This window comes from Trinickia dabaoshanensis, from assembly GCF_002879885.1.
GTDB classification, from domain to species: Bacteria; Pseudomonadota; Gammaproteobacteria; order Burkholderiales; family Burkholderiaceae; genus Trinickia; species Trinickia dabaoshanensis.
Map to the genome: position 1 here is coordinate 1 of NZ_PNYA01000041.1, position 26,722 is coordinate 26,722.

The 26,722-nt window shown below is 64.4% G+C and carries 24 protein-coding genes, 1 tRNA gene and 1 pseudogene; 13 read left to right on the forward strand and 13 right to left on the reverse strand.

All coding sequences use genetic code 11. The annotated features are described in order from the left end of the window. The 3 genes from C0Z18_RS30275 to C0Z18_RS30285 form a co-directional block, all read left to right on the forward strand. Nucleotides 1–1,165, forward strand: a 1,165-nt coding sequence (locus tag C0Z18_RS30275) for an ABC transporter permease (RefSeq protein WP_146014133.1), incomplete at its 5' end; no start/stop codon positions are given. Further along, nucleotides 1,166–2,290, forward strand: a complete 1,125-nt coding sequence (locus C0Z18_RS30280) for an ABC transporter permease (RefSeq protein WP_102649143.1) — start codon at nt 1,166–1,168, stop codon at nt 2,288–2,290. A gap of 148 nt (nt 2,291–2,438) precedes the next feature. Continuing rightward, nucleotides 2,439–3,386, forward strand: coding sequence for an amino acid kinase family protein (locus tag C0Z18_RS30285; protein ID WP_158244333.1), 948 nt, complete (start codon nt 2,439–2,441; stop codon nt 3,384–3,386). A gap of 25 nt (nt 3,387–3,411) precedes the next feature. Here C0Z18_RS30285 and atpC read toward each other — a convergent pair whose 3' ends face one another. Together atpC and atpG are read right to left on the reverse strand one after the other, a co-directional pair. Further along, nucleotides 3,412–3,873, reverse strand: a complete 462-nt coding sequence (gene atpC, locus C0Z18_RS30290; RefSeq protein WP_102649145.1) for an ATP synthase F1 subunit epsilon — start codon at nt 3,871–3,873, stop codon at nt 3,412–3,414. Then, nucleotides 3,870–4,784: an ATP synthase F1 subunit gamma gene (gene atpG, locus C0Z18_RS30295; protein WP_332888226.1), complete on the reverse strand. Its 915-nt coding sequence runs from the start codon at nt 4,782–4,784 to the stop codon at nt 3,870–3,872. Before atpG ends, atpC begins: the two co-directional genes overlap by 4 nt. A 123-nt stretch (nt 4,785–4,907) precedes the next feature. Between atpG and C0Z18_RS30300 the strand changes: the two genes are divergently transcribed. The 5 genes from C0Z18_RS30300 (at nt 4,908) to C0Z18_RS30320 (ending at nt 12,037) form a co-directional block, all read left to right on the forward strand. Further along, nucleotides 4,908–6,392 (forward strand): basic amino acid/polyamine antiporter, encoded by a 1,485-nt coding sequence (locus tag C0Z18_RS30300; RefSeq protein WP_102649146.1) that lies wholly within the window; start codon nt 4,908–4,910, stop codon nt 6,390–6,392. A 68-nt stretch (nt 6,393–6,460) separates the two neighbouring features. Further along, nucleotides 6,461–8,797, forward strand: coding sequence for an Orn/Lys/Arg family decarboxylase (locus C0Z18_RS30305; RefSeq protein WP_102649147.1), 2,337 nt, complete (start codon nt 6,461–6,463; stop codon nt 8,795–8,797). Nucleotides 8,798–8,811: 14 nt separating this feature from the next. Next, a complete protein-coding gene (locus C0Z18_RS30310; RefSeq protein ID WP_102649148.1) occupies nt 8,812–10,035 on the forward strand; it encodes an arginine deiminase in 1,224 nt (407 codons plus the stop codon). 48 nt (nt 10,036–10,083) lie between these two features. Next, nucleotides 10,084–11,085 carry an ornithine carbamoyltransferase gene (locus tag C0Z18_RS30315; RefSeq protein WP_102649149.1) on the forward strand — a complete coding sequence of 334 codons (1,002 nt, stop codon included), beginning with the start codon at nt 10,084–10,086 and terminating at the stop codon, nt 11,083–11,085. 22 nt (nt 11,086–11,107) lie between these two features. Beyond that, on the forward strand, nt 11,108–12,037 hold the full coding sequence (locus C0Z18_RS30320) for a carbamate kinase (protein ID WP_102649150.1): 930 nt from the start codon (nt 11,108–11,110) through the stop codon (nt 12,035–12,037). Nucleotides 12,038–12,085: 48 nt separating this feature from the next. Here the strand turns inward: C0Z18_RS30320 and adhP are convergent, their stop codons facing one another. From adhP to eat, 5 genes are all read right to left on the reverse strand, one after another. Beyond that, the gene (gene adhP / locus C0Z18_RS30325) at nt 12,086–13,111 is read right to left on the reverse strand and encodes an alcohol dehydrogenase AdhP (protein ID WP_102649151.1); all 1,026 of its coding nucleotides are present in this window, start codon (nt 13,109–13,111) and stop codon (nt 12,086–12,088) included. Between the two features lie 75 nt (nt 13,112–13,186). Continuing rightward, a complete protein-coding gene (locus C0Z18_RS30330) occupies nt 13,187–14,227 on the reverse strand; it encodes a helix-turn-helix domain-containing protein (protein WP_102649152.1) in 1,041 nt (346 codons plus the stop codon). Then, nucleotides 14,224–15,000, reverse strand: coding sequence for an ethanolamine ammonia-lyase subunit EutC (gene eutC / locus C0Z18_RS30335; RefSeq protein ID WP_102649153.1), 777 nt, complete (start codon nt 14,998–15,000; stop codon nt 14,224–14,226). Before eutC ends, C0Z18_RS30330 begins: the two co-directional genes overlap by 4 nt. Continuing rightward, on the reverse strand, nt 14,997–16,391 hold the full coding sequence (locus tag C0Z18_RS30340; protein WP_102649154.1) for an ethanolamine ammonia-lyase subunit EutB: 1,395 nt from the start codon (nt 16,389–16,391) through the stop codon (nt 14,997–14,999). Before C0Z18_RS30340 ends, eutC begins: the two co-directional genes overlap by 4 nt. A gap of 36 nt (nt 16,392–16,427) precedes the next feature. Beyond that, entirely contained in the window at nt 16,428–17,831 is a 1,404-nt protein-coding gene (gene eat / locus C0Z18_RS30345; RefSeq protein ID WP_102649155.1) for an ethanolamine permease, read from the reverse strand. 263 nt (nt 17,832–18,094) lie between these two features. Between eat and C0Z18_RS30355 the strand changes: the two genes are divergently transcribed. Next, the gene (locus C0Z18_RS30355; RefSeq protein WP_102649157.1) at nt 18,095–18,295 is read left to right on the forward strand and encodes a hypothetical protein; all 201 of its coding nucleotides are present in this window, start codon (nt 18,095–18,097) and stop codon (nt 18,293–18,295) included. Between the two features lie 6 nt (nt 18,296–18,301). Here the strand turns inward: C0Z18_RS30355 and C0Z18_RS30360 are convergent, their stop codons facing one another. After that, nucleotides 18,302–18,538, reverse strand: coding sequence for a hypothetical protein (locus tag C0Z18_RS30360; protein ID WP_102649158.1), 237 nt, complete (start codon nt 18,536–18,538; stop codon nt 18,302–18,304). A gap of 313 nt (nt 18,539–18,851) precedes the next feature. Between C0Z18_RS30360 and C0Z18_RS30365 the strand changes: the two genes are divergently transcribed. Together C0Z18_RS30365 and C0Z18_RS30370 are read left to right on the forward strand one after the other, a co-directional pair. After that, nucleotides 18,852–19,505, forward strand: coding sequence for a response regulator transcription factor (locus C0Z18_RS30365; RefSeq protein WP_102649159.1), 654 nt, complete (start codon nt 18,852–18,854; stop codon nt 19,503–19,505). Between the two features lie 172 nt (nt 19,506–19,677). Further along, on the forward strand, nt 19,678–19,977 hold the full coding sequence (locus C0Z18_RS30370) for a hypothetical protein (protein WP_146014134.1): 300 nt from the start codon (nt 19,678–19,680) through the stop codon (nt 19,975–19,977). Between the two features lie 46 nt (nt 19,978–20,023). Here the strand turns inward: C0Z18_RS30370 and C0Z18_RS30375 are convergent, their stop codons facing one another. The 5 genes and pseudogenes from C0Z18_RS30375 to C0Z18_RS30395 form a co-directional block, all read right to left on the reverse strand. Then, nucleotides 20,024–21,031 carry a 2-dehydropantoate 2-reductase gene (locus tag C0Z18_RS30375; RefSeq protein WP_102649161.1) on the reverse strand — a complete coding sequence of 336 codons (1,008 nt, stop codon included), beginning with the start codon at nt 21,029–21,031 and terminating at the stop codon, nt 20,024–20,026. Nucleotides 21,032–21,035: 4 nt separating this feature from the next. After that, nucleotides 21,036–21,785 (reverse strand): annotated as a pseudogene (locus tag C0Z18_RS30380) (class II aldolase/adducin family protein); the annotation flags it as partial. 234 nt (nt 21,786–22,019) lie between these two features. Beyond that, a tRNA-Leu gene (locus C0Z18_RS30385) sits at nt 22,020–22,106 on the reverse strand. 188 nt (nt 22,107–22,294) lie between these two features. After that, nucleotides 22,295–22,747, reverse strand: a complete 453-nt coding sequence (locus C0Z18_RS30390; RefSeq protein WP_102649163.1) for a MarR family winged helix-turn-helix transcriptional regulator — start codon at nt 22,745–22,747, stop codon at nt 22,295–22,297. A gap of 117 nt (nt 22,748–22,864) precedes the next feature. Continuing rightward, nucleotides 22,865–24,001, reverse strand: coding sequence for a glycerate kinase (locus C0Z18_RS30395; RefSeq protein WP_102649164.1), 1,137 nt, complete (start codon nt 23,999–24,001; stop codon nt 22,865–22,867). A gap of 397 nt (nt 24,002–24,398) precedes the next feature. Between C0Z18_RS30395 and tig the strand changes: the two genes are divergently transcribed. Both tig and clpP read left to right on the forward strand, forming a co-directional pair. Continuing rightward, nucleotides 24,399–25,745 carry a trigger factor gene (gene tig / locus C0Z18_RS30405; protein ID WP_102649166.1) on the forward strand — a complete coding sequence of 449 codons (1,347 nt, stop codon included), beginning with the start codon at nt 24,399–24,401 and terminating at the stop codon, nt 25,743–25,745. A 143-nt stretch (nt 25,746–25,888) separates the two neighbouring features. Continuing rightward, nucleotides 25,889–26,542, forward strand: a complete 654-nt coding sequence (gene clpP / locus C0Z18_RS30410; RefSeq protein ID WP_102649167.1) for an ATP-dependent Clp endopeptidase proteolytic subunit ClpP — start codon at nt 25,889–25,891, stop codon at nt 26,540–26,542. Nucleotides 26,543–26,722 lie beyond the last annotated feature (180 nt).

A 26,722-nucleotide genomic window follows, 5' to 3' on the forward strand; every position in this document is an offset into this window, starting at 1 on the left:
GCCCAGCACACCGAGCACACCGCACCCCACGGCACGGCGTGCCTTCAGCCTTGCGCGCGCGTGGACCTACCTGTGGCGCGAGGCCCTCGAATTGCGGCGAGATCCGGTGCGCGGCGCGCTCGCGCTGCTCGGTTCGCTCGTCCTCATGTGTGTGATCGGCCTCGGCATCAGCCTCGACGTCGAAAACCTGACCTTCGCCGTGCTCGACCGCGATCAGTCGGGGTTGAGTCACGACTACGCGCTCGGTATCTCGGGCTCGCGCTATTTCATCGAGCAGCAGCCGATCGCCGATTACGACGATCTCGATCGCCGGATGCGGGCGGGCAAGCTGTCCTTGGCGGTGGAGATTCCGCCCGGCTTCGCGCGAGATCTGACGCATGGGCGCCCCGTGCAGATCGGCGTATGGATCGACGGCGCGATGCCGCTGCGGGCCGAGACGATCCGCGGTTACGTGGTCGGCATGCATGAGCAATGGCTGCGCGATCAAATGCGTCACCGCTTAGGCATGGAGGCGATCGATCGCGTAACGATCGAAACACGCTTCCGCTACAACCCGGATGTAAAGAGCCTGCCTGCGATGGTACCGGCTGTGATTCCGCTGTTGCTCTTGATGTTGCCCGCGATGCTGACGGCGCTTTCCGTCGTGCGCGAGCGCGAGTTGGGCTCGATCGTCAACTTATACGTGACGCCTGTCACGCGCACCGAATTCCTGGTGGGTAAGCAGGTGCCGTACGTGTTGCTGGCGATGCTCAACTTCGTACTGATGGCCCTGCTCGCGCACTTCGCGTTCGATGTGCCGCTCAAGGGCAGCGTGCCCACGTTACTCCTTGCCGTATTGCTGTTCAACATCGTATCGACCGGCTTCGGCTTGCTCGCTTCGACGTTCACGCGAAGCCAAATCGCAGCCTTGTTCTTCACGCTGATCGCCACACTCATTCCCGCCGTCGAATTTAGCGGACTGATCAACCCCGTCTCGTCGATGGAGGGAACGGGACGGTGGATCGGCGAAATCTACCCCGCCACGTACATGTTCGCGGTGAGCCGGGGCGTATTCAACAAAGCACTGGGCTTCGCCGATCTACGCGCGCACTTCTTGCCGCTGCTGCTCGCGATTCCCGTTGTGCTCGGCGCGACGATCGCGCTGCTGCGCAAGCAGGAGACTTGAATGCGAACCTTATCCGCCATCTACCGCCTGGGCGTGAAGGAGCTTTGGAGCTTGGCGCGCGACGTGACGATGCTCGTGCTGATCGTTTATACGTTCACCGCGTCGATCTATGCCGCCGCCACCGCCCAGCCCGAGACGCTGCATCTCGCACCGATCGCGATCGTCGACGAGGATGCTTCGCCGCTTTCGGCGCGCATCGTCTCCGCGTTTTTCCCGCCGCAATTCAACGCGCCGATGCTCGTGAATACGGCCGAAGTGGACCATGGACTCGATCTGGGCCGTTTCACGTTCGCGCTCGATATCCCGCCGAACTTTCAGCGCGACGTGTTGGCCGGGCGGCAAACGCAAATCCAGTTGAACGTCGATGCGACGCGGATGAGCCAGGCGTTCACCGGCAGCGGGTACGTTCAGCAAATCGCCGGCGGAGAAATCGCGGATTTCGTCGCGCGCTACCGCGGTGCTGCGCCGCCACCGGTCGATTTGGCCATGCATGTGCGCTTCAATCCGAACCTCGAGCATGCGTGGTTCGGCTCGCTGATGGAAATCATCAACAACGTCACGATGCTTTCGATCATCCTTACCGGTGCGGCGCTGATCCGGGAGCGCGAACACGGCACGATCGAGCATTTGCTCGTCATGCCGGTTACGCCCCTCGAGATCATGCTCGCGAAAGTGTGGTCGATGGGACTCGTGGTGATGGTCGCGGCGCTCGCCTCGTTGACCTTCGTCGTGCGGGGCGCCTTGCACGTGCCGATCCAAGGCTCCGTCGCGTTGTTCATGTGCGGCGCCGCGTTGCATTTGTTCGCCGCGACCTCGATGGGCATTTTCCTCGCGACGCTCGCGCGCAGCATGCCGCAGTTCGGGATGCTGATGGTGCTCGTGCTGATTCCGCTGGAGTTGCTCTCGGGCGGGGTCACGCCGCGAGAAAGCATGCCCTGGCTCGTACGGGAGGTCATGCTTGCCGCGCCGACGACGCATTTCGTCGAGTTGGGGCAGGCGATCCTTTACCGCGGCGCGGGACTCGACGCCGTTTGGCAGCCGTTCCTATCGTTGGCGCTGATCGGTTCGATACTGTTCGCCCTGTCGCTCGCGCGCTTTCGCAAGACGATTGCGTTGATGGCTTGAGTATGAACAAATGCCGGCCCGATGCCGCCGATCGATGCCGGATGTGCGTGAGGACGCAGTCGGGCGCGCTTCTTTCCTCTATACCTACGGTTTGAATTCGACGCGCCGGGCGCGAAATCGAACCAACCATGGCAGGAGGAATACCAATATGCGAATCGTGATCGCATTGGCCGACAATGCGCTGCGCAAACGCGGCGGCCAGACCGGGGCAAGCGCGGATGGGCACGCGGTGCGGGCCGCCGCGGCGCGGCTGGCCGGCGTGGTGGAGGGTAACGACGTCGTGCTCGTACACGAGAACGAGCGCGGTGCCGATGGATCGGCGTGGTCCGGCCTGAGCGATCGCACCGGCGAAGCCGGCACGCACGACGGCGTGCCTACGCCCCTCCACGCGGATGACGTTCACCGGTTCGACCTCGAATTGCGCAACTGCCTGACGAGCGCGCGCGCTTGCGCGACTTTGTTGCCGATGGTGGAAGTGGACGCGGCCGATCCGGCGTTCGACCGTCCGGACCAGCCGATCGGCGCCTTCATCGTCGGCGAACGCGCGGTGGCGGCTGCTAGGGCGAAACGATGGGACATCGCAAAGGACAGTATCGGCTACCGGCGCGTCGTGCCGAATCTGCGTCCGGTACGGTTGCCCCAATCGGAGGCGTTGCGCCGCTTGATCGACGAACGGACGGTCGTCATCTGCGCGGGCGGGGTCGTGCCGGTCGTGGCGCGAGCCGATGGCGCTTGGCACGGCGTGGATGCGGTCGTCGATCCGTACTCGGCCGCCGAGCTGATCGCCGAGGCGATCGACGCCGACCTGTTCGTGATCGTGACCGATATGGCCGGCGTTTTTCTCGATTGGGGCACGGCCAATTCCAAATTGCTGCGGCATGGTCATCCCGATGCGCTGCGCGAATTCGCCGACACCGCTGGTGCGATGGGGCCGAAGCTGAGGGCCGCGTCCCACTTCGCCGAGCGCACGGGCCGGCGTGCGGCGATCGGCGCGTTGGCCGATGTCGAGCGGTTGGTGGCGGGGACGGCCGGCACGACGATTTCTTGCGAGCGCGTCGATCCGCGCCGCTTCGCGGGCGGATCGATCGCTTGCTGAGCCGCTTGCCGGTGAGCCCGGCGCGTTAGTGCTTGGGCTTTCGAAACGCGAGCAGAAAGAAGCGGCGCAATTCGTCCGCCAGCTCGGTCTTGGCCGCGGCGAAGTCGAACGTGTGTGCCGGCTGCGATGGGTAGCGCGCACGCAAAACGGCGGCCTGGCGCCGCGCATCGCTGGCCCTGGCCGCATCGAGTTCGGGCGTGCGCAGGGCATGATCGGCCAGCACGGTCACGCGTTCGCGCAGAGCTTCCGCGACGCCGCCCGCGACGAAGACGCGATGCACGGGCTCGGAGCCGCCGTCCCAGATCGAGACCACGCCAGGCTTGATCCTCGTCAGCAGCGGCACGTGACCGGGATAGACGCCGAGCTCGCCCGCTTCCCCGGGAAGCACGACGAAAGAAGCCGTGCCGCTGTAGATTTCGGTTTCGACGCTGACGATATCCACCTGCAAGCCGGCGTCGCGGGCAGGAACGAAGGTCACGTTCGTCATAGCGCGGCGGCTCCCGCGATGATCTCGCACAACTCGGTCGTGATTTGCGCTTGGCGCGTCTTCTGATAGACGCGCGTCAGATCGTGGATGAGCCGATCGGCGTTCTCGGTGGCCGTCTGCATCGCCATCATCCGCGCGTATTGCTCGCACGCGCTGTTTTCGGCCACCGCTTGGTAGACGAATGCTTCCACGTAGCGCAGCAGCAGTGTCTCGATGACAGCGCCCGTATCCGGCTCGTAGAGATAGTCGGGCGTGGGCGGGGCACCGTCGCCCGGCGGATGGAGCTGGGCGTCGAGCGGCAAGATCCGGTCGATGCGCGGCTCGAACTCGGGCACGCGCGTGGTGCGGTTATAGGCGATGTAGACCTCGTCCAATTCACCCTGCAAAAACTCGCCCAGCGGCACCGAGATCGTGCCGAAGAACGATTCGAAGTGGAGCGCCTGCGAGAGTGCGCCGCTGTGCGCGACGACCTCGGCGCCGCATCGCGCGATCGGCCCCATGCCGCGGGCGCCGACGACGCTCACGCGGGCGCCGATGGCGTCCCGGTCCCACGCCGCGAGCCGCTCGACGCATTGCAGCAGCAAGCGGCTGTTCAGCGGCCCGCATAAGCCGCGATCGGTGCTGACGACGATCAAGCCGACGCGCCGCACCGGCACCTGCTTGCGCAGGAACGGCGACACGAACTCGGGGTTGGCCGCCTGCATATGTAGTGCGATCGCGCGCATGTGCTCCGCATAGGGACGAAACGAGCCTGCGCGTTTGCGCGCGGCCGGCGCCTTGGCGCGGGCCAGCATCTCCATCGCCCGCGTGATCTTGCGCGTCGTGCCTATGCTTTTGATCTTCGCCTGAATTTCTCGAATATGCATCGTGCAATTGAATTGAAAGGTCGTATTGAAAAAGTGGATTGCCAACGATCGCCATGCTCGAATGAGAAGTTATGACATGCAATCGGGCCCGGCTTGATCCCGGTCAAGCGATTAAGGGAATGCCCTCATACACTCTCGAATAACGCATCGCCAATGAGGAGAACAACGATGGATAGATCGAAAGACTTGCCCGGCGCCGCGGCCGAGGGTGCCGCCGCGGCGCAGCCGCGCACCCGCCGGCTCGGCGTGACGCTGCTCACCGGCGTGGTCATTGCCTCCATGATCGGCGGCGGCGCATTCAACTTGCCGCAAAACATGGCGCAAGGCGCGGGACTCGGCGCCGTAATCGTCGCGTGGGTCATTACGCTCGGCGGCATGTCGTTTCTGTCCAATACGTTTCGCACGTTGGCCGATAAGCGGCCCGATTTGAAAGCCGGGATTTATTCGTATGCGCGAGAGGGATTCGGCGCATTCGCCGGATTCGAGATGGCATGGGGATATTGGCTTTCCGCCGCATTCGGCAATATCGCGTTTGCCATTTTGTTTATGCAAACGCTCGGCGTATTCGTGCCCGTGTTCCGGAGCGGCAACAACTGGCAGGCGATCGCCGGCGCCTCCGCGCTCGTATGGGTGATGAATTTCATCGTGCTCTCGGGCGTGAAGCGCGCGGCGATCATGAACGTCATGTCGAGCGTACTGAACATCGGATCGATCATCGTCGCGCTCAGTTCGATGGTCGTGGCCTTCAAAGCCAACGTCTTTTCATACGACTTCTGGGGTACCCAACAGCATTTGGGCAGTGTGCTGGGGCAAGTCAAGAGCACGATGCTCGTCACGCTTTGGGTGTTCATCGGGATCGAAGGCGCGGTCGTGGTTTCGGACCGAGCCGAAAAACCCTCGCAAGTGGGTAGGGCCACGTTCATGGGCCTTTTGATGTGCACGACGCTGTACTTCTTGCTCTCCGCGTTGCCGTTCGGCGTCATGCATCAAGCTGAACTGGCCGGGTTGTCTTCGCCATCGGCAGCCTACGTGCTCAAGGCGGCGGTAGGTCAGTGGGGTGCCGTTTTCATCTCCATCGCATTGATGCTTTCGTTGCTCAGTTGCTGGCTGGCGTGGACCATCCTCGTCGCCGAGTTGCCGTACGAAGCGGCGAAAGACGGGGTGTTTCCGAAGTTTCTGGCACGCGAAAACCGCCGGCATGCTGCGGCGCCGTCGCTCTGGCTATCGAGCGCGACCATGCAAGCGGCCGTGTTCGTCGTCTTGTTCGCGCACGACGCGTGGAATTGGCTCATCTCGATCACCGGCGTCATGATTTTGCCGCCTTACCTGTCCAGCGCGTTGTTCCTATGGCGCTACGCGACGCAGCCCGAGTATCGGTCGTCGCAGGGCGAGACCGCGCGCGAATCGATTCTGACCGGCGTGCTCGCGTCGACTTACTCGGTGTGGCTGCTGTACGCCGCGGGCCCGCAGTTCTTACTCATGTCGACCATTTTGTTCGCCCTCGGCATCCCCGTGTTTTGGTGGGCGCGGCGCGAGCATGCACCGGGGCAAGCCGCGCTCACGGGGCGCGAGAAAGCCGCGGCCGCGCTGCTGGTGCTCGTTGCGGTTGCCGCGCTGTGGCTGTTCTTGGCGGGCGTCGTCAAGCTCGGCTGACAAGGCCTTCGCCGCACACACGGTCATCGACCCCAATCGTTCGCAGTGCCGAATAAATAGAGAGCGCCATGTCGTACGACACACTGTTCGGGTTCTTGTTTTGCTGCGACATGCCTGCCGCGGCGACGGTCTCGTCCTCGCGATTGCAACGTATCGTCGCCGAATTGCTGCGGCTCGGCTACGGCACTACGGTCGCGCCCACGACCGACGAGGCGGCCATTGCGGTGCGCAGCGATGCGTCCTTGGGGTGCATCGTGCTCGAGTGGTCGCGAGCGAAGAGCGAGCATGCGGTGGAAGGGTTCGTGCGTTTCGTGCGCGCTCGCGGCTTGGACGTGCCGATCTTCGTCTTGGTCGAACGTCATCGGCTGGAGGAAATCCCGGTGGCGGTGCTGGGCCAGGTCACCGGCTACGTCTTCATCGAAGAAGATACGCCCGAGTTCGTCGCGCGCAATCTCGTCGCGCACTTGCGCGATTACGCGGCCAGCCTCAGAACGCCGTTTTTCGGCGCGCTCGTGGATTATGCCGAGCGCGCCAATCAGATGTGGACGTGTCCCGGACACAACGGCGGCGTGTTCTACCAAAAGAGCCCGATAGGCAGGGCCTTCGTCAAGCATTTGGGCGAGGCGGTGTTTCGCAACGACCTCGACAATTCCGTGACGGAAATGGGCGACTTGCTCACGCACGAAGGCCCGGCACTCGCGGCGCAAAAGGCTGCCGCGCGCATCTTCGGCGCCGAGCGTACGTATTTCGTGCTGAATGGGACCTCGACTTCCAACAAGATCGCGCTGGGCGCACTCGTCGCACCGGGCGATCTCGTATTGTTCGATCGAAACAACCACAAGGCCGCGCATCACGGCGCGCTGCTGATGGCGGGCGGCGTGCCGGTCTACCTGCCCACGACCCGCAATGCGTACGGAATGATCGGGCCGATCGATTACGCCTCGCTCGACGAAGCGTCGATTCGCGAGCGCATTCGGCGCCATCCGCTCGTGACCGATCCCGACGCCTGGCGGCGCCCGCGGCCGTTCCGCGTGGCCGTGATCGAGCAATGCACTTACGACGGCACGATCTACGATGCGCAACTGCTCGTCGAGCGCCTTGGACCCTTGTGCGACTACATGCTGTTCGACGAGGCTTGGGCGGGCTTCATGAAGTTTCATCCGCTGTTCGCCGGACGTTTCGCGATGGGCGTCGAGCGGCTCGGTGCCGATTCCCCCGGGTTGATCGCGACGCAATCCACGCATAAGCAACTCGCGGGCTTCTCGCAAGCGTCGCAGATCCATGTGAAGGATGCGCATCTCGCGGGGCAGCGCCGGCAAGTCAGCCATCGCCGCTTGAACGAGACGTTCATGCAGCATGCTTCCACCTCGCCGTTCTATCCGCTTTTCGCGTCGCTCGACGTCGGCGCGCAGATGATGAAGGGCCGTTCGGGCGAAGTCCTATGGGACGACACGATCCGGCTCGGTATCGAGCTTCGTAAAAAGTTGCGGGCGCTCAAGCACGAATACGAGCGCAGCGAAGACGATCCATCTCGCCGTTGGTTCTTCGATCCGTTCGTGCCCGACCTCGTCCAATGGGACGGACAGGCTAGGCGGTGGGAGGACGTGCCGACCGACGATTTGGCGCGCGACGCGCGCTATTGGCAACTCGCTCCCGGCGCCGCGTGGCACGGCTTCGACGTGCAGGCATCAGGCTATGCGATGACCGATCCGAACAAGCTCACGCTGCTCACGCCGGGCTTCGATCGGGCGACGGGCGTCTATACGCGCGAGGGCGTGCCGGCCGCGATCGTCGCGCAGTATTTGCGCGAAAGCGGGATCGTGCCCGAGAAGAACGATTTGAACAGCCTGTTGTTCTTGCTCACCCCGGGGCTCGAGTCGTCCAAGGCAGGCACGCTGCTCTCGGCGCTCGTCCGTTTCAAGATGCTTTACGACCAAAACGTGCCGCTCGAGCAGGCACTGCCTGCATTTTCCGCCGCCTATCGAAGCCGTTACGCGGGCGTTCGGCTGCGCGATCTGTGCGCACAGATGCACGGTTTTTACCGCGAGCAGGCGATCAGCCGCTTGCAGCGCGAGTCGTTCGCCGACGCGCATTTGCCGGAGGTCGTCATGTCGCCGCAAGAAGCGATGCACGAACTCGTGCGCAACAACGTCGAACTAGTCCCGGTGAGCGAAGCGCCCGGACGCGTGGCCGCCACGCTCGCGTTGGTCTATCCGCCGGGGATCGGCCTCGTCGTGCCCGGCGAGCGCTTCGACGAGCGCGCGCGCCCGATGCTCGATTACTTCCTGGCCATCGAGGAGGCGGGCAACCGCTTCCCGGGTTTCGAGAACGAAATCCAGGGGATCTATCGCAAGGTCGAGGCCGATTCCCGAGTCCGTCTTTACACGTATGTCATTCACGCTTGATTCTGGAGAAACGCATGACTCTTGGAGTCCATTCCGAAGCGGGCAAACTGCGCACCGTGATGGTCTGCCGGCCCGGCCTCGCGCATCGCCGCTTGACGCCGGCCAACTGCGGCAGCCTCTTGTTCGACGACGTGATCTGGGTCGATCGAGCCATCGAGGATCACGAAGTCTTCGTCGGTGCGATGCGCGAGCGCGGCATCGAAGTGCTCGAATTCCATCATCTGCTCTCGCAGGTATTGCTCGATCGCGAGGCGCGCGATTGGGTTCTCGACCGTCGCATCGTCGAGGAGGAAGTCGGCACGGGCATGCTGCGCGAATTGCGGCTATGGCTCGAGGAGATGCCCGCGCAGCAGTTGGCCGATTGCTTGATCGGGGGCATCGCTAAAGCGCAATTGCCGTTCGACGCGCGTGGGCTCTTCGGCGGCTATCTGGAGCGATCCGATTTCGTCGTGCAACCGCTGGCGAATCTGATTTTCCAGCGCGACCCGAGCTCATGGATTTACGGCGGCGTGACGCTGAACCCGATGTACTGGCCCGCGCGCCGCAAGGAGACCTTGCTGCTGGCCGCGGTGTACCGCTTTCACCCGCGCTTTGCGAACAACGTGCGAACGTGGTGGGGCGATCCGGACGTCGATCACGGCGCGCAAACGCTCGAGGGCGGCGACGTCATGCCCATTGGGGCGGGCGTGGTGCTGATCGGCATGGGCGAGCGCACGAGTCCACAGGCCGTGACGCAAGTGGCGCGCCGCTTGTTCGACGCGCATGCCGCCAAGCGCGTGATCGCTTGCCAGTTGCCGAAGGCGCGCGCATCGATGCACCTCGATACGGTCTTTTCGTTCATCGACATCGATTTCGTCAGCATCTATCCCGACGTGGCCCAGGGCATTCAATGCACGAGCCTTTACCCCGGCGACGAACCGGGCCGCGTTCGCTACGAGCGTCACAGCGAGCCGTTTCTCTCCGTGGTCGCGGGTGCGCTCGGCATCGGCTCGCTACGCGTGCTGACGACGGGCGGCGACGCCTACGAAACCGAGCGCGAGCAATGGGACGACGGCAACAACGTCCTGGCGCTCGATCGGCGTGTCGTGCTGGCTTACGACCGTAACGTCTATACGAATCGCAAGATGTGCCAAGCGGGCGTCGAAGTCATCGAAATACCCGGTGGCGAACTCGGGCGCGGACGCGGCGGCAGTCACTGCATGAGTTGCCCGATCGCGCGCGATCCGATCGAAATCTGACGCCCGTTCTCTCCAGCGCAGCACACGGACTCTCGCAAGGAAAATCACATGTTCAACGTTCACAATCGCAGCTATCTGTCCTTGATGGAATACACGCCTCGGCAGATCCGTTATCTGCTCGATCTGTCGCGCGACCTGAAGCGTGCGAAGTACGCCGGCGTCGAAACGCCGAGGCTGACGGGAAAAAACATCGCGCTCATTTTCGAAAAGACCTCCACGCGCACGCGCTGTGCGTTCGAGGTCGCCGCGCACGATCAAGGCGCGCATGTCACTTACATCGACCCCACGGGTTCGCAAATCGGCCACAAGGAATCGATGAAGGATACGGCGCGCGTGCTGGGGCGCATGTATGACGCGATCGAGTATCGCGGTTTCGGCCAAGAGATCGTCGAAGAGTTGGCGCGCTATGCGGGCGTGCCCGTTTATAACGGACTCACGGATGAGTTTCACCCGACGCAAATGCTCGCGGACGTCATGACGATGCATGAGTTCAGCGATAAGCCGCTGCACGACATCGCTTATTGCTATATCGGCGATGCGCGCAACAACACCGGCAACTCGTTGATGATCGTAGGCGCCAAGCTCGGGATGGACGTACGCTTGTGCGCGCCGCGTCATTTGTGGCCGAACGAGACGCTCGTCGACGAATGCCGCAAGATCGCCGCCGCAACCGGCGCGCGGCTGACGCTGACTGACGTGCCGCGCGATGCGGTGAAGGGCGCGGACTTCATCTATACGGACGTGTGGGTGTCGATGGGCGAGCCGTTCGAGAAATGGGGCGAACGGATCGACGAGTTGCGCCCGTATCAGGTCAACGCGGCATTGATGACGGCAAGCGGCAATCCGCGCGTGAAGTTCATGCATTGTCTCCCGGCGTTTCACGACGCGAATACCCATGTCGGCAAGCAGATCGCCGATGCCTATGGATTGCGCGACGGGGTGGAAGTGACCGACGAGGTGTTCGAGTCGGAGGCATCGATCGTCTTCGATCAGGCCGAAAATCGTCTGCACACGATCAAGGCGATCCTGGTCGCCACCCTGGCGATGTGAGCGCGCGACGAGGAACGACACCATGCGGATCGTAATAGCACTAGGCGGCAATGCGCTGCTAAAGCGCGGGCAGAAGATCAGCGCCGAGGCGCAAACCGAGAACGTTCGGCTCGCCGCGGCGCAACTGGCGCAGGTGGCCGAAGGCAACGAGCTCGTCATCGTGCACGGCAACGGGCCGCAAGTGGGACTGTTGGCATCGCAAGAGCGCGAGGCAAGGGCGAGCGCGGGCTTTCCGCTCGACGTACTCGACGCCGAGACCGAAGGGATGATCGGCTACCCACTCGAGCTCGAATTGCGCAACCGCTTGCCGAAGACGCGCGCATGCGCGACCTTGCTGACGATGGTCGAAGTGGATGCAAACGATCCGGCATTCGAACACCCCGAAAAACCGATCGGCGCGATGTTGACGGATGCGGCCGCCCTGGAGTCGGCGAAGGCGAAAGGCTGGTCGATCGCCCGCGATGGCACGGGCTATCGGCGTGTCGTGCCTAGTCCGCGGCCCAAACGCCTCGTGCAAGTCGCGCCGTTGCGTTGGCTCTTGGCGCAGCATGCGATCGTCATCTGCGCGGGAGGGGGCGGTATCCCCGTCGTCGCCGCCGAGGACGGCACGTTGCATGGCATCGAAGCTGTCGTCGATAAGGATCGCAGCGCGGCGCTCGTGGCGGAGGCGATCGAGGCCGATTTGTTCGTCATTGCGACCGACGTGGCCGGGGTTTTTGCCGATTGGGGCACGCCGGGCGCGAGGCTATTGACGCACTTGACGCCCCGCGTGCTGCGCGAACGCGCATTCGCGGCGGGTTCGATGGGGCCGAAGGTCGAGGCCGCGGCGAGCTTCGTCGAACGGACGGGGCGCCGCGCCAGTATCGGTGCGTTGACCGATGTCGCCGCGCTCGTCGAAGGCACGGCGGGTACGACGATGTCCGCGTACGAAAACGATGCGCCTGTCCGATGATCTCGGTTCGCGCGGCTTGGACGTGCCCCGGCCGCGCGAATCGAAGGCTCAGTAACCCGTCAGCACGATCCGCCCATCGACCTTGCCTGCCTTGAGCGCGGCAAATACGGTATTGATGTTCTCGAGGCGATCGTGGTGAATATGCGCGCGCACCTTGCCTTCCGCCGCGAAATCGAGCGACTCTTGCAGGTCGCGCCGTGTACCGACGATCGAGCCGCGCACCGTGATGCCGTTGAGCACGGTCGAGAAGATCGGCAGCGGAAAATCGCCGGGGGGCAGGCCATTGAGCGAAATCGTGCCGCCGCGTCGCACCATGCCCAATGCTTGAGCGAACGCGCTGCGCGAGACGGCCGTCACCAGCACGCCGTGCACGCCGCCGATTTCCTTTTGAATGACGGCGGCCGGGTCTTGCGTGGCCGCGTTCACCGTCAACGTGGCGCCGAGCTTGCGCGCGAGTTCGAGCTTGTCGTCGGCCACATCGACGGCAACGACGTGCAGACCCATGGCGACCGCGTATTGCACGGCCACGTGTCCGAGCCCGCCGACACCCGAGATCGCGATCCATTGTCCGGGGCGCGTGTCCGTCACGCGAATGCCCTTATAGACGGTGACGCCCGCGCACAGAATCGGCGCGATTTCATCGAAGGCGACGTTGGCCGGCAAATGGCCGACATAATTCGGATCGGCCACGACGTACTCGGCATAGCTGCCGTTGACCGAGTAACCCGTGTTTTGCTGATCGTGGCAAAGCGTTTCCCAGCCGGTCTGGCAGTACTCGCAATGACCGCACGCGGTATAGAGCCAGGGCACGCCCACGCGATCGCCTTCCTTCAGATGCTTCACGCGCGAGCCCACGGCGGCGACGTAGCCCACGCCTTCATGGCCGGGGATGAACGGCAGCGAGGGTTTGACGGGCCAATCGCCGTCCGCCGCGTGCAGATCGGTATGGCACACCCCGGAAGCTTCGATTTTGACGAGTACCTGTTCGGGCTCGGGCGTCGGCACCGGTACTTCCTCGATGCTCAACGGTTCGCCAAATGCATGTACGACAGCAGCTTTCATGACTCGGGCCATCGCCGACTCCTGTTCGGTTGGGAGAGATGGCCAGTATCGATTCGGCAGGCGGGAGCCCGGTTGAGGCAGATCAAGTCAAACGGGGGGATTCGCGTGCTTGAGCGAATCGGAGGGGCGCACGCCGAATAGCCGGCGATAGTCGGCGGAAAATTGGCTGAAATGCCAGAAGCCCCAAGCGGTGGCGATGTCCTGCACCGAGGCGGCATGCGGCGCGGCCTGCGCGGCGCCGGTCAGGTCGCGGCGAGCGCCGTTTAGTCGCAACGCGCGCAGGTAGGCCGCCGGTGCGAGGCCGGCGACATCCTGAAAGCAGTATTGAAGCGTGCGACGGCTCACGTGCAAGTGCTCGCATAGTTCGGGCACGCCGATCGGCCGGTCGCGATGCGCGATCGCATAGTCGCGTGCGTCCATGACGAGCGCGAGCCGCCGGCGGTACGTCGATGCTCGAATCGATTCGCTGTCGGTGCGTTGCGGCGCGACGCAAAGGTCGAACAAAGCGGCCAGCACCGACGATTGCAGTTGATTGCGCAAGAACGGGGAGGGCGGCGCGCCGCGTCGCGCGCTTTCGTCGAGGATCGCGCGCAGCGAGGCGACGAGCCGCGCTTTGCGAGCGGAGCCGATCGGCACGACGGATGCGCCCGGCAGTGGCTGCCCAAGCCCGAGGTGTTCGACCTCGGCCGCATAGCGGCGCAGCACTTCGCCTTTCACGACGATGCCGAAGAATTCGTGGTGCGCGGGCGTGAACAACTCGAACTCGACGCCGCCCGGCCGCAGCGCGAGCGCGTCTTCTCCGATCGGCTGCCCGTCGATCCGTCCGGCCCCCGCTTCGCACACCGGAATGCCGAACCAATAAGCATCCGATTTCACTTCGCAGCTTTGGCGCAACGTATGGCTCGTCGTTTCGCGAAACACCGTCATGCGATCGAGGAACAGTTCGACGAGGGTACCCGTGAAGCGCCCGGCGCTGAGCTGATCGTAGGTCTGATGCCAGCCGTGCAGGTTGCGCGCGTGCTCGTCGGCATCGTGCGCGATCGACATGCACAGCGGCGGGGCGCCGCCGGCCTCGCGGCGGTGCGGCGCATCGAACGGGGGCGGCGAAGGGCTGGGATGCAGCATCATGGCCGTTCAGATGCAAGAGCCACGCCAGGTGCCCCGATCGCGTCGCTCTCGTCTTTCAACGCGACGCCGGTGAGTGCGAGGCGCCTCGCTTGCGTCAGCAGGTAATGCAGCTTGTGCGCGGCTTGCGCATAGCCGAGGCCCTCGGGCCTCACGTTCGAGATGCAGTTGCGCTCGGCGTCGGTGCGCCCCACGCGGGGGCCGTAAGTCAGATAGATGCCGAGACTGTCGGGCGAGCTCAACCCCGGACGCTCGCCGATGAGGACGGCCACGATCTGCGCGCCGAGCACTTCGCCGACCTCGTCGCCCAGCGCGACGCGCCCCTGGCGCGCGAGCACCACGGGCCCGATGCGCCATCCTGCGAGCTTCCCCCGGACGGCGGCGAGGACAGGTAACGCATGATGGGCGACAGCGAACGCGGAGAGCCCATCGGCCACGACGAACGTGAGGTCCGCAGGATCGGCGCGTGCTTGCTCGAGCGCGGCACGGCTTTCGCGCGAAAGACGCCGCCCGAGGTCGGGGCGCCGTAAATACTGCGCGCGGTCGGTGGCGGCGCTGTGCGCATCGAGCGTGGCGAAACCTTCGGCGCGCAACGCGGCATGCAACGCATCGACGTCGAGCGGATGATGCACGGCATCGCGCGCCTTCGCATGCGAAAGCTCGAAGGCGAGCAGCGCCTCGGTGGGCAGTCCGTGCCCGGTTCGGCCGAGCGCGATGCGTGCCCGCGTGAAGCCGCGCAGCGAGTGCCAAGGATCGGGGGCGACGAATCGAGTCATGGCGAGCCCACCCAGGCCGCCGCGCTTTCCAGCAAAGGCTGACGCGGCGACGCCGGCAGCAACGCGCCGTGCGCATCGGTGATCCGCATCGATTCGAGCCACGCCTCGAACTCGGGCGCGCGGCGCAAGCCCAGCACGTCGCGCAGATAAAGCGCATCGTGAAACGACGTGCTTTGGTAGTTGAGCATGATGTCGTCGGCGCCCGGTATGCCCATGATGAAATTGACGCCGGCCACGCCGAGCAGCGTGAGGAGCCCATCCATGTCGTTTTGATCGGCCTGCGCGTGATTCGTGTAGCAGATGTCGCAGCCCATGGGCACCCCGAGCAGCTTGCCGCAGAAATGATCCTCGAGCCCCGCGCGCGTGATTTGCTTGCCGTCGTAGAGGTATTCGGGGCCGATGAAGCCCACCACCGTATTGGTCAGCAACGGCTCGAAGCGCCGGGCCACCGCATAGGCGCGCGCTTCGCAGGTTTGCTGATCGACGCCGTGATGCGCGCCGGCCGACAGCGCGCTGCCCTGTCCCGTCTCGAAGTACATGACGTTCTCGCCGACGGTCCCGCGACCGAGCGAGCGGGCCGCGTCATGCGCCTCGCGCAGCAAGTCGAGCGAAATCCCGAAGCTCGCATTGGCTGCTTGCGTGCCGGCGATCGATTGGAAGACGAGGTCGACCGGCGCGCCGCGTTCGATCGCCGCGATCGTGCTCGTGACATGCGTGAGGACGCACGATTGCGTCGGTACTTGGTGACGTTCGCGAAACTCGTCGATCATGAGCAGCAGCGTCGTGATCGCGGCCAAACTGTCGGTCGCCGGATTGATGCCGATCACGGCGTCGCCGCAGCCGTACATGAGGCCGTCGAGCATCGACGCCGCGATGCCTTTGACGTCGTCGGTGGGATGGTTCGGTTGCAGGCGGACGGACAGGCGGCCGGGCAGCCCGATCGTGTTGCGAAAGCGCGTGACGACGGGCCGTTTGCGCGCGACCGAGATCAAGTCCTGGTTGCGCATGAGTTTGGAGACGGCGGCCGTCATTTCGGGTGTCAGCCCCGGTGATAGGCGAATGAGTGTGTCCGTATCGGCCGCGTCCGAGAGTAGCCAATCGCGAAAATCGCCCACGGTCAAATGATCGATTTCGGCGAAGGCGGCCGCATCGTGTTCGTCGACGATGAGCCGCGTGACCTCGTCGTCCTCGTAGGGGATGACCGCTTCGTTCAAAAACGCGCGAAGCGGCGTGGCCGCGAGCGCGAGCTTGGCCGCGACGCGTTCCTCCTCGCTCGCGGCGGCCAGCCCGGCGAGCTCGTCGCCCGAACGCTGCGGACTCGCCTTGGCCAGCAACGTCTTCAAATCGGCGAAGCGATACACGCGTGCGCCGACCGTCTCCTTGAAGCTCATGCGTATGACTCCCGTCGATGCTCGGCACGACCCGATTCAGTCTTCGATGAGTGCGTCCACGGGCGCGAGGGCGCGCCGGCGGCTGGTCGTCAAGAAATAACCGTAGCCTAGCGCGAAGAAGATCGCAAACACGATCGCCACTTGCCAGTTGTAGTAGACCATCGTTGCCAGGGAGACGATCGCGGCGGCCAAGGCGAACGCCGGAAAATAGGGGAACAGCGGCGCGCGAAACGGGCGTTCGAGCGCGGGTTGCGCGCGGCGCAGCTTGAACAGGGCGAGCATGCTGATGATGTACATGACGATCGCGCCGAACACGGACATCGTGACGATATTGGCGGTGAGCGTCTGGCCCGCGAATTGAACGAGTTCGTCGCTATAGATGGCCGCGACGCCGATGACGCCGCCCGCGACGATCGCCCGGTGGGGTGTTCTGAAGCGCGGATGGACCTTGGCGAGCCATTCGGGGAGGTAACCTGCGCGCGCCAGCGCGAAAATCTGACGCGAATACCCGAGGATGATGCCGTGGAACGAGGCCACCAGGCCGAAGAGCCCGAGCCACACGAGCATATGCATCCAGCCGCTGTGTTCGCCGACGATGTATTTCATCGCCTGGGGGAGCGGATCGTTGATGTTCGAGAGGCGGGTCCAGTCGCCGGCGCCACCCGCGAAGATCATCACGCCCAGCGCGAGCGCGACGAGCGTCAAGATCCCGCTGACATAGGCGATCGGAATCGAGCGTTTCGGGTTGCGCGCTTCCTCCGCGGCCATGGCGACGCCTTCGATCGCGAGAAAAAACCAGATGGCGAATGGGATCGCGGCGAACATACCGTGGAAGGCGTCGATTTTGAAATGTTGCGCGCCCGCCCAGCCGCCTTGCGTGAAGTGGCCCCAACTGAAGCCCGGCGCCACCACGCCCATGAAGACAAGCAGCTCGAAGATCGCGAGCAAGGTCACGACGAGTTCGAACGCCGCGGCGATCTGGACGCCGACGATGTTCAGCGCCATGAACACGACGTATGCGGCGAGCGCGGCATGCTTGGGTTCGAGCCCGGGGAATTGCACGTGCAGGTAAGCGCCGATCGCGAGCGCGATGGCCGGTGGCGCGAAGACGAACTCCACGAGCGTCGCCATGCCGGCGAGGTATCCGCCGAGCGGTCCGAATGCATGATGTGCATAGGCGAACGGCCCGCCGGCATGAGGAATCGATGTCGTCAACTCGGTGAAGCTGAAGATGAACGTCGTATACATCGCGGCGACGAAGAGCGAGGTAATCAGAAATCCGAGTGTCCCCGCGCTTGCCCAGCCATAACTCCAGCCGAAGTACTCGCCCGAAATGACGAGTCCCACGGCGATGCCCCACAACTGCCAAGTACCCAGTGTTTGCTTAAGTTCGTGATGTGTGACAGCGCGCGCGGGCGCGATGTTCAGGTCGGGCGTCATGGATCTCTCTCCGGTGAGGTCGGTACGGCAAACGCCAAGCGGCATAAGGTTTGATAGTAGGGAGCCATATTTCCGCGTGTTATCGAAATTCGGCAAAGTTGGCGGGCGGCGAATCCGAGCCGCTCGATCCCGCGCGCACGGGATGCGTCGTTCGGTCGCCATCGATAAATATCACGATGTGATATAAAAACGCATGCCTTCGACGACGGGTGGGAGGCACGACGCATCGGGCGGCGAGCGCGCTCGCAAGCCGGGGAGGGGCCATGAGATTCGAAGTATTGGAGATGACGGGGACGGACGATTCGGGCCGCATCGCCGCTGCCGTGGGCAGCGTCGATCCGCAGGCCGAGGTCGTGGTGGATACCGGCAAGCGCTCGATCGAGGTCGAGTCGTGGCTTTATCCGGAAGAGTTCTTGATCGCTTTGTACGAGGCCGGTTACGACGCGCGTATCAGGCGCCGCTGACCGCGCTCAGCGCCTCGTGGCCGTGGCCGCCGTGGCCGCCGAGCGCCAGCCGGTGCGCGTAAGACGCGCTAGTACCTCGGCGCCGTACGGGGTCACGCGCAGTTCGGTTCGCTCGCCGGGGCCGGCCACGCATTGCACGAGATCGTGCTCGACGAGTGCTTCGAACTCCGGGCTGGCAATGTCGGCGGCCTCGGGTTCATCGACGATGACGAAGAGCTGAGCGAGTTCGTGCGGCGACAACATAGAGCGGGCTCCTATCGGCGGGTGGACGCTTCGAGCCGGCGGCTCAACCTTGCAAAATGCCTTCATCGAAACGTTGAAGCAGTTTCCCTGAAAGCTTGCGGCCGGACTATCGGTCGCCCGCCCGTCTTCACGTCGGCAATTGCCGAGCTCGCGTAGGAATCGTTCGAATCGTCCTACGATATGAACTCAGCACCGCGATAGCGCCGCAGTGTCAAAACGTCGCGTATAGCGACACGCGGCGATCGAGCCGGCGATGACGAAACTAAAATACGCACAAGGGCCGGGCGGCCGTTACTTCGTTAGGAGTCCTCAGATGATTCGCGTGCTGCTGGCGGATGACCACGCGGTCATGCGCGAATGTTTGCTGCACATTCTCGAGGCGGCGCAAGCGTTCGTCGTGGCCGGTCAAGCGCACGACGGCGAATCGACGCTCGCGCTCGTGTGCGAGACGGATGCGGACGTTCTCGTGCTCGATTTGACGATGCCCGCGGGGGCCGGCATCGGATTGATCGAACGCGTGCGGGCCGCGAATCCTCGTCTTCGCGTGCTGGTCCTGAGCATGCACGCGGAGCCCCACGTCATGGAGCGCGCCTTCAGAGCGGGAGCAACCGGATATTTGACGAAGGAGAGCGCCGCAGTGGAACTCGTCGCCGCGGTGCGTAAGGTCGCGTGCGGCGAGTTGTACGCGGACCCGGGGCAAGCCGGCTCGCGTCAGCCTCGCGAGGGGCCGGCCGCGCGCCGGCCGCAAGCGGAACTAACGAGCCGCGAGCGCGAAGTGCTGCATCGTCTGGCGGCGGGCGAATCGAGCCGGCGCATTGCGCAGGCGCTCGATCTCACGCCGCAGACCATCAGCACGCACAAAAAGCGCATCCTCGAAAAACTCGCCCTGGCCAACGATGCGGCACTGATTCGCTATGCGCTGCGCAACGGCTTCGGGGAAGACACTGACGACCCGTCCCGTCACTAGTGTTTACGCGATATAAAGTATTGGGGCCGGACGCCGTTATCCCAGGGAGCCATGCCGGCCGGTGCTTGCGCTCCGGCCTCGCGCTAACGTTTGCGCGTGTACAGCCTGTCATCTTTCCACTTCGTTTATGCACTCGACCGCGATTGATCGGAACGGCGGTTGCGCCGCCCCTGTGCGCGCCGCTTTCAAAGCGCTCTACCTCGTGTCGGGTGCGGCCGCCCAACTGGGCGCGCACGGCTTGCGCGTCGAAGAGAGCCAGTGGCAGGCGCTCGCTCGGGCCACGCGCGACGCGAACGCGGCGTTGCAAGCGCACCAGGATGCGCACTGCGACGCGATGGCGGCGGTCCGCCGCTTGTCGATGGTCTGCGACGGGCTGCTCGAACGGCGCGAGACGGGCGATCTCGGCTCCTCCGCGCTGTGGCGCGATCTGATGCGCGCCGGCCGCGACGCCTACGAACAACTGGGCCTGTAGTTCAGGCCGCGCGGCGGCGCCCGATTGCCGCCCGATTGCCCCTGGCTTAGAGCCCGCTCGTAGCGGCGCGCTGCCGCAACAGACCGAGGACCGCATCGCAAAACGGCGTCGGCACGTCGAGCCGGCGCCCGAGTTCGGGGAATACGCCGAGGATCGGCTCGATTTCCAGCGGACGTCCCGCCTCGAAATCCTGCAACATCGAAGTCTTGAACGCGCCGAGCTCGCGCGTGACCGCCACGCGTTGCGGTGCCGACATCCCCGTCGATAGGCCAAGGCGTTGTCCGACGGCATCGGCTTCTTCCATCATCCGCAAAACGAGTGCGTGCGTCAGCGGATCGTCGAGCAGACGATCGGCGGTCGAACCCGTCAGCGCGCTGAGCGGATTCATATTCATGTTGCCCCAGAGTTTGGCCCAGATATCGTTGCGGATATCGCTGCTCTCGCTGACATCGAAACCGCCTCGGGCGAGTGCCGCGGCGATTGCGCGCGCGGCGTCCGCGTGCCCAGCGTGGGCGGCGCCGACGATGAGACGATTGCCGCGTCCGCGCTTGACGACGCCCGGCTCGATGCTCGCCGACGACAAATGAACGACGCAGCCGATGGCGCGCTCGGCAGGTAGCACCGCCGAGACGCAGCCATTCGGATCGACGGCTTGTAGCGGCTCGTCTTGCGCGAGTGCTGCGAGCCCTTGCGAAAACCACCACGGGAGCCCGTTCATCGCACTGAGGACGAGCGTATCGGGCCCGATCAGCGGCCGTAGCGATTCGGCGAGACTCGGCAACGCTTGCGCTTTGAGCGCGACGATGACGACGTCTTGCACGCCGAGCCGAGCGGGGTCGTCGTCGGCCTGTACGAGCACGCCGCCGGTAGCGGCATCGTCCGCAACGATCCGAATGCCGTGCTCGCGGATGGCGGCCAGCGTTCGCCCCCTCGCCAACACCGATACGCGGTGACCCGCGCGCGCGAGCGCGGCGGCCAGCAGCGCGCCGATCGCGCCGGCGCCGACGACGCAGCTACGCAACGGCTGCGCGCCGTCCTGATTGTGCACGGCCATTCGCTTACTCCTTGTATGACGGATCGATTTTATCCACCTGGCGCAGCAACGCGTCGAGCACGTCTTGACCCGCGCCATGGGCGGGATCGAACTGCAGTGCGTCGCGCGAGCAGCGCGCGGTAACGTCGGGCGCGATCGCTCGCGCGCGGCCGAGCGCCGCGGTGGCCAGTTGAATTTCGCAGGCCCGATTGAGCGTCCATAGGCGCGCGAAGGTTTGCGCGATCGTCGAGCCGGCCGCGAGCAAGCCATGATTGCGCAAGATCATGAGGCGGCGCGTGCCGAGATTGGCGACGAGCCGCGGTCCCTCGTCGTCGCGCACGGTGATGCCTTCGAAGTCGTGATAGGCGACCATACCGTCGATCTGGGCCGAATAGAAGTTCGTGTTTTCGAGACCTTGCTCGCAGCAGGCAACGGCGAGACCGGCCGTCGTATGCGTGTGCATGACGCAATGCGCGTCCGCCACCGCGCGATGGATGGCGGCATGCACCACGAAGCCGGCGGGGTTGAATCGATGCGCGGACGCATCGACGAGGTTGCCGTCCAAATCGATCTTGAGCAGATTCGACGCGGTGATTTCCGAGTAGTGCAGCCCGAACGGATTGATCAGAAATTGCGTGCCGGGGCCGGGGACCCGCAGCGTGATGTGGTTATAGATCAGCTCGGTCCAGCCGAGCATGGCGAAGATGCGATAGGTGCCAGCCAATTGGACGCGCAGTGCGCGCTCGGTGTCGTTCATGGGCGTCTCCTGCTGAGCGCGCTCGGCGCGGGCGGGTAGGGCCCAGCATAGTGCAAACTAGTTGTGCGCACAACTAGTTAAAATGCGTGAGCGGCGGCGCAGGGAACGTGATGCGCAAGTCGGATTGGAGGCAGCGGATAGCGGAACGAAGGGGGCGAGAACGAGGCGGGCGGAAACGATATGCGTCCACCGGCAGGCGGCTTAGAGCCGGCCGCCGGTGGACGATATGCGGGGGTGTATCGATGAAAGAGATGGTGCGAGGAGCGGGACTCGAACCCGCACACCATTGCTGGCGTCAGGACCTAAACCTGGTGCGTCTACCAATTTCGCCATCCTCGCGCCGAAGCGGCACATGCCGTGCGCTTCGATGTGTGGCTTGCTTTCATGGCGCTGCAAGAGCGGCGCGCGGTACGATCGAAAGCGTAAGCGCGAGATTCTAACCTATCTGCGCGCGTTGTGTACACGGTTCTCGGCAGATTTGCGCGTCGTACACGTGCGCAGGGACTCGTCTCGTCCGCGCCGGCCGGTTATTGGCCGTCCGCGAGCGCGTGCGCGATCACCTTGTCGAGCGCGCGCCCGAGCGCTTGCGCTTCCGACGCGTCGAGACAGGCGAATAGATCGGCGTTCCACTTGCGTGCGATCGGCATGACTTTGCGAAACAGCGCACGGCCTTCGGGCGTCAGCGAAATGACGACCGAGCGCCCGTCCGCGGCGCTCGGCGCACGCGCGAGCAGCCCGCGTTGGATGAGCGCTTCGGCCGCGCGACTGGCCTGACTCTTGTCGAGGTTGGCGTGCTTGGCCAAGTCCATGATCGAGAACGGTCCGAACGAGCCGACCGATGCGATCACGCGCGCCTCGGGCAGCGTGACGCCGAGTTTGGTCTGGTAGCGTTCGCTGATGCCTCGATCCGAGAGCTTGTTCAGCACATGCATGCGGTAGGTCAAAAACTGCTCGAGCCCGGCTTTGGAGGCGGCCTTCATGGGTCGTGTCGATCTCGTCGAGAGTGGGCGGTAAAGACGCGTTGGGGCAGTGATTGTTGCCGCATCCGGCGCGCTCGGTCAACGCGGTCTTTCCCGGTGCCGGCGCGCGGCCGGGCGTCAGGCGCCGAACTTCAAGCGTGCGAGCTGCTCGGCTTCGTTAGCGAGCAGGCGCGCCGCGTCGCGAATCGCAACCTCGAGCGAGATAGGCCCCGGCGCGGGCGAGAAACATCCGCTGAAATGCTCGCTCAAGCGCGCGAGCGCATTCGAATCAACGCCGCCCGAGAGCAGGGTGGCCGGCACGCCTGCCGCGCGTGCGTGGCGGCAGGCGATGAACGGCGCTTTGCCGTGCAGCGTCTGCGCATCGGAGCGGCCCTCGCCGGTGATGAGCCAGTTGGCGCCGTCGAGCGCCACGTCGAGTCCGACTTGCTCGGCCACGACCTCGGCGCCCGCCTCGAAGCGCGCGCCGAGCAGATGAAGCGCGAAGCCGAGCCCGCCGGCGGCGCCCGCGCCGGGCAGCGCGTGGCACTCGCGGCCGAGCGCTTGCTGCGCGAGTTCGGCGAAGTGGCCGAGCACCGCGTCGAGCGCACCGATGCGTTCGCGCGCGACGCCTTTTTGCGGCCCGAACACGGCCGTGGCGCCATGTTCGCCGGTCAACGGATTGTCGACGTCCGACATGGCCACGAACGTCGTTTGCGCGAGCCGCGAATCGAGCCCGGATGCATCGACGCGGGCGAGCCGTGCGAGCGCCTCGGGCGTCGGCTCGAGTTCGCGCCCGCCGGCGTCGAGCAGTTTCAACCCGAGCCCCACGAGCAGTCCGGCGCCGCCGTCGTTCGTGCTGCTGCCGCCGAGCGCGACGAAAAAGCGCCGCGCGCCCGCATCGAGCAACAGGCGAACGGCTTCGCCCATGCCGCGCGTATCGCGTGCCTCGACGTCCGTTTGCATCGCCACGGCATCGGTAATGCCGACGATCTCAGCCGTTTCGATGACGGCGCTGCCGTCGGGTAACAGCCCCACGGCCGCTTCGCGCTGTGCTTGCGCGGCGCCGCACACGCGCACGATGCGCCGCTCGCCGCCGCGGGCAAGCATGGCGTCGAGCGTACCTTCGCCGCCGTCGGCCATCGGGCACAGCCTCACCGTGGCATCGGGCAGCGCGCGCTTGACGCCGCCGGCAATGGCCTCGGCGACGGCTTGCGCGCTCAGCGAGCCTTTGAACGAATCGGGAGCGATGACGACGGTGGGCGTGCTGCCAAGCATGATGTCTCCGGACGAGGTGGCGCTGGGCGATGACGCTTCGCGCTCGGTTTTTTTGCGATGTGTTCGAGCGTGAGCTTATCAGCGTGGCCGCCTCGTTGGATACATGCGCGCGCATGTCAGGCATCGCGCAGCGCCGATGCTCGCGAGGGTGTGACGCGCCCGGCGGGCGCGCGCACAACGCGGTGCGCCGTATCGCCCGCGAGCGGGTACCGCCGAATCAGGGTTGTACCGATCAATAGTTTGCTAGAATGTCCGATTCTTCCGATCCAAACCGTGCCGTAGGCGGCCAGATTCAAGCAGCCTGGGGCGGTGATTGCGGCCCCCCCGGGCAAGACGCGACACGTAGGCACGGCGAAAGATAACCGATTCGCTTGAACAATTTAGGACGATTGAAGCCATGGCTAACGTTGTTGAAAACCTCGGCAAGCTTGAACGCCGTGTGACGATTTCCCTGCAGAAAGATACGGTGCAAAAGGAAATCGAATCGCGCATCCGCCAACTCGCGAAGAACGTCCGCATGCCGGGCTTCCGGCCGGGCAAAGTGCCGCTGAAGATGGTGACGCAGCAGTACGCGGGTCAAGTCGAGGCCGAAGTGCTGAGCGACAAGGTCGGCAAGCAATTCTTCGACATCAGCCGCGCCGAGAATCTGCGCGTGGCCGGTCAGCCGAGCTTCAGCCCGAAAGAGGGCGCGGCGGACGATACGTATGCGTTCGACGCGACGTTCGAGGTCTATCCGGAAGTGAAGATCGGTGACCTGGCGAGCGCCGAAGTGGAGCGCTCGGTCACGCAAATCTCGGAAGCCGAAGTCGACCGCACGCTCGACATCCTGCGCAAGCAGCGCGTGCACTACCACGCGCGCGGCGAAGCGGGCGAGCATGGCGACGGCGGTGCTGACGTTTCCGCCAAGAGCGGCGATCGCGTGACGGTCGACTTCGTCGGCAAGCTCGAGGGCGTCGCGTTCGAAGGCGGCACGGCCGAAGACTTCGCGTTCGTGCTCGGCGAAGGCCGCATGCTGCCCGAGTTCGAGCAAGCCGCAACGGGTCTTGCTGTCGGCGCGCAGCGCGAGTTCGATCTGAAGTTCCCGGACGACTACCACGGTAAGGAAGTCGCGGGCAAAACGGCCCAGTTCACGATCACGATGAAGAAGATCGAATGGCCGCACCTGCCCGAAGTGGACGCCGAATTCGCGAAGACGCTCGGCATCGCCGACGGCGATTTGACGAAGATGCGCGCCGAGATCAAGGAAAACCTCGAGCGCGAAGCGAAGCGCCGTACGCAATCGCTGGTGAAGAACCAAGTGATGGACGCGCTGCTCAAGGTGTCGGAGCTCGACGTGCCGAACGCGCTGATCGAGCAAGATCAGCAACGTCTGGTCGAAATGGCCCGTCAGGATCTCGCGCAACGCGGCGTGCCCAACGCGGCAGACGCGCCGATTCCGGCCGAGATGTTCAAGGAACAAGCCGAGCGCCGCGTGAAGCTGGGCCTCGTGCTGGCCGAGCTGGTCAAGGAAAACGGCCTCGAAGCGAAGCCCGAGCAAATCCGCGCGGAAGTCGAGGAATTCGCTAAGAGCTACGAAGACCCGAAGGAAGTGATCCGCTGGTATTATTCGAACAAGCAGCGCCTCGCCGAAATGGAAGCGTACGTCGTTGAAAGCAACGTCGTCGAATTCGTGCTCGGCAAGGCGAAGGTGACGGATAAGGAAGTCAGCTTCGAAGCACTGGCAAGCGCCTCGGCGCAAGCGTAAGGCATCGCCCGAAACGGCGTGCAGGCTGTCGAGGCGACGGCCGCACGCCGTTTTTCATGTTGCGACGGTTTTTTGCTGCGTCGCAGCGGGCGAGCGCCGTCTTCCTGCCGTTTCAAGACCCATTCCGAACAAGGATCCATTGCATGATCTCTCGCGCTCAACTGTTGGACACGTTGGCTTCCCACGCGCCGCGCGATTTCGAGGCGCAAGCGCTGGGGCTCGTTCCGATCGTCGTCGAAACGAGCGGCCGCGGCGAGCGTTCGTACGATATTTACTCGCGCCTGCTCAAAGAGCGCGTGGTTTTCATGGTCGGCGAAGTGAACGACCAAACGGCTAACCTGGTCGTCGCTCAATTGCTGTTCCTCGAGAGCGAGAACCCCGACAAGGACATCAGCCTGTATATCAACAGCCCCGGCGGTTCGGTATCGGCGGGGATGGCGATTTACGACACGATGCAGTTCATCAAGCCCGATGTGTCGACGCTGTGCATGGGTCTCGCGGCGAGCATGGGCGCGTTTTTGCTGGCGTCCGGCGCGAAGGGCAAACGCTTCGCTTTGCCGAACGCGCGCGTGATGATTCACCAGCCGCTGGGCGGCGCGCGCGGCCAGGCGTCCGACATCGAAATCCAGGCGCGCGAAATCCTGTATTTGAAGGAAAGGCTTAATCAATTGCTCGCTCAGCACACGGGGCAGCCGGTGGAGCGCATCGCGCGCGACACCGACCGCGACAATTTCATGTCGGGCGACGACGCGCAGGCTTACGGACTCATCGATCAGGTCCTCCAAAAGCGCCCATAAAACATAGTTTGCCGGCTGGCGTTTCCCCTTCGTTTCCCCTTAGGTGCGACGGCCGACTCAAGCGATGTTATAAATGGTCGATAATAGGTCTGGGCGCTAGCGCACGAACGCCATACGCACGTGCCATAGCGCCGGCCAGCCCATTCGATCCGACCCTGCTGTGGGGCGGCGAACGGCGTG